This is a genomic window from Leucobacter sp. M11 (assembly GCF_035726885.1).
In the GTDB taxonomy this organism is placed as follows: Bacteria; Actinomycetota; Actinomycetes; order Actinomycetales; family Microbacteriaceae; genus JAPFRB01.
Genome location: NZ_JAPFRB010000005.1, coordinates 176,407 through 178,831, shown reverse-complemented (window position 1 = coordinate 178,831; position 2,425 = coordinate 176,407). Strand labels below are relative to the sequence as shown.

The 2,425-nt window shown below is 72.3% G+C and carries 3 protein-coding genes; 2 read left to right on the top strand and 1 reads right to left on the bottom strand.

Features of this window, described 5'->3' with window-relative positions; translation table 11 throughout:
* The coding region (locus OOT08_RS16190; protein WP_325093853.1) for an alpha/beta hydrolase family protein at positions 1-1,202 on the bottom strand (1,202 nt) is incomplete at its 3' end.
* A 70-nt stretch (positions 1,203-1,272) separates the two neighbouring features.
* Here OOT08_RS16190 and OOT08_RS16185 point away from each other — a divergent pair.
* Both OOT08_RS16185 and OOT08_RS16180 read left to right on the top strand, forming a co-directional pair.
* Positions 1,273-1,863, top strand: coding sequence for a DUF3000 domain-containing protein (locus OOT08_RS16185; protein ID WP_325094018.1), 591 nt, complete (start codon positions 1,273-1,275; stop codon positions 1,861-1,863).
* The coding region (locus tag OOT08_RS16180) for a ribonuclease D (RefSeq protein ID WP_325093852.1) at positions 1,856-2,425 on the top strand (570 nt) is incomplete at its 3' end. The genes OOT08_RS16185 and OOT08_RS16180, both read left to right, overlap by 8 nt.

The window sequence follows — 2,425 nt, the reverse complement described above, 5'->3', positions numbered from 1 at the left end:
CTGCTCCCCCAGCCCCGGAGGGCTGGCAGGTCGCGCAGCCACTGGCTGACCGCGTCTTCCCAGCCCGCCGGGTCCCGGTTCCACACCCGCACGTGTTCGGCGTTCTCGATCCGCCGGTGCGTGATGAGATCGGGCCGGGCCGCGGCGAAGCGCACCGCGGGGCCGTCGGGCACGAAGGTGTCCCCCGGGCTCGTCTGCATGAGCACGGGCACCGTCAGTTCCTCGGCCCACTCGATCGGGTTGAGCGCCGCGAAGTCCAGGCCGTCTGCGGAGCCGCTGCGCACCCGCCCCGAAGCCATCAGCCCGAGCGCCGACTCCACCACCGGGTCCGGCAGGTGGTAAAACCCGGCCTGGTGCCGCAGCAGTTCTTCCCAGTCCAGCGCGGGCGAGTCGAGCGCGATGCCGCGAATGAGATCGCGAAAGCGCGAGTTCCGCCAGGTCTGCAGGGCAATCGTGCCGCCCATCGACCAGCCGACGAGCACGATCTCCCGCGCCCCGCGCCCCACCGCGACCTCGATCGCCGCCTCCACGTCCCGCCACTCCTCGGCGCCGAGCGCGTAGCGGGCGGCCGCGCCCGGGTGTGCCTCACCGTCGTTGCGGTAGGAGACGATCATGCTGTGGTAGCCCGCCTTCGCGAACGGCGGCAGCCCGCGGATGGTCTCGCGGCGGTGCGCCCCCCGCCCGTGGACATGAATCGCGTAGCGCCCACGGTCTTTCGCGGCGGGCACCGACCAGGCCGGAGCGGGGCCGAGCGGGAGCTGCACCACCGTGTCGACGCAGGGATAGCCCAGCTCGCGGGGGTGCCAGTACCAGGCGCTCCCCAGGCTGACGGGGATCCCCGGGCGCAGCTCGCCGCGGTCCACCGTGACCAGCTCCCGGCGCACCCAGTTGTCGCCGACCTCCAGGACCGCGGAGACCCGGGCGTGGCCCGCGCCCCCGTCGAAGCCGAGGGAGAACTGCCCCGGCAGCACGGTTTCCCGGGTCAGCGGCAGGGTCACCGAGGCCGCGTTGTCCGCCACGGCGATCAGGCGCAGCGGCTCGTGGGGCCTGCGGCTCGGCGTGAGCGCCCGCACGGCAAAGACCCGACTGAGCACGGCTCCCGTGAGGAGCGTTGCCCCCGCCGCGGCCGCGGCAACGCCCGCGACGACGCCGAGAATACGTCCCGTGCCGGACCCGATCTTTCGCTTCCCCAGTGCGCCCACTCGCAGACTCCTCGTCTCTCGGCGTGGCATCCCACCACGTCTCACAGCAAACTCTAGTCTTCTGTGTGTGATGGTCACCAACGGCGAATTCCCCCCGGCCGCGTTCAGCAACGCCGCTGAGCAGATTCGAGCCCTCTCGTTCCGCGACGAGGTCCGAGTCCGCGAGATTGCGTCCCCCGAGCGAACGGCGCCGCGCTCGCTGGCCCTCGCCGCTGACGTGTTCGGCCCCGAGGACGAGTCCCCGGCCGAGCACGGCTCCGGGCGCTTCATCCTCCTCAACGACCCCGCCTCCGAGGCGGACTGGGGCAGCCCCTTCCGGGTGGTCTGCTTCGCGCAGGCACCCCTGGAACTGGAGATCGGCTCCGATCCGCTGCTCGCGGACGTCGCCTGGTCCTGGTTGCTCGACGCGCTCGAGGCGCGCGGGGCCGAGGTCGCCGGGGCGTCCGGCACCGCCTCTCAGGTGCTCTCCACCGGCTTCGGCTCGCTCCGGGAACAGGGCGACGGGGCCCAGATAGAGATCCGCGCGTCCTGGACCCCGCTCGGGGATCGCTTCGACGCGCACGCCGCGGCCTGGGCGGACCTGCTCTGCCAGCTCGCGGGGATCCCCGCGAACGGCGAGCGCGTTGCGTCGCTCACGCAGCGCCGGGTGCGCCGTGGTTGAGCAGTCAGAGCTGAACGAGGAGTGGTCCCTCGTCGACACCCCCGAGGCCTTCGCCGCCGCCGTTGAGCGGCTCGCCGCGGGCACCGGGCCCCTGGGGGTGGACGCCGAGCGCGCCTCCGGCTTCCGCTACTTCAACAACGCCTATCTGGTCCAGTTCTCCCGCCGGGGTTCCGGAACCTATCTCTTCGACCCCGTGGGCATCCCCGATTTCTCGGCGCTCCAGGCGGCGCTCGGCGAGGAGGAGTGGGTCCTGCACGCCGCGAGCCAGGACCTGCCCTGCCTGCGAGACCTCGGCCTGGACCCGGTCAAGATTTTCGACACGGAGCTCGCCGCGCGCCTGCTCGGCTACGAGCGGGTCGGGCTGGGCGCGGTGATCGAGCACAAGCTCGGCATCCACCTGCAGAAGGCGCACTCGGCCGCGGATTGGTCGATCCGGCCGCTCCCCGAGGAGTGGCTGGAGTACGCCGCGCTCGACGTCGCCCTGCTGCCCGAGCTGCGCGATCTGATCGCCCAGGACCTTGCGGACAGCGACAAGACCGAGATGGCCCGCCAGGAGTTCCAG

Coding starts and splice junctions, on each gene's coding strand:
- OOT08_RS16185 (WP_325094018.1), top strand. CDS start 1,273: ATGGTCACCAACGGCGAATTCCCCCCGGCCGCGTTCAGCAACGCCGCT.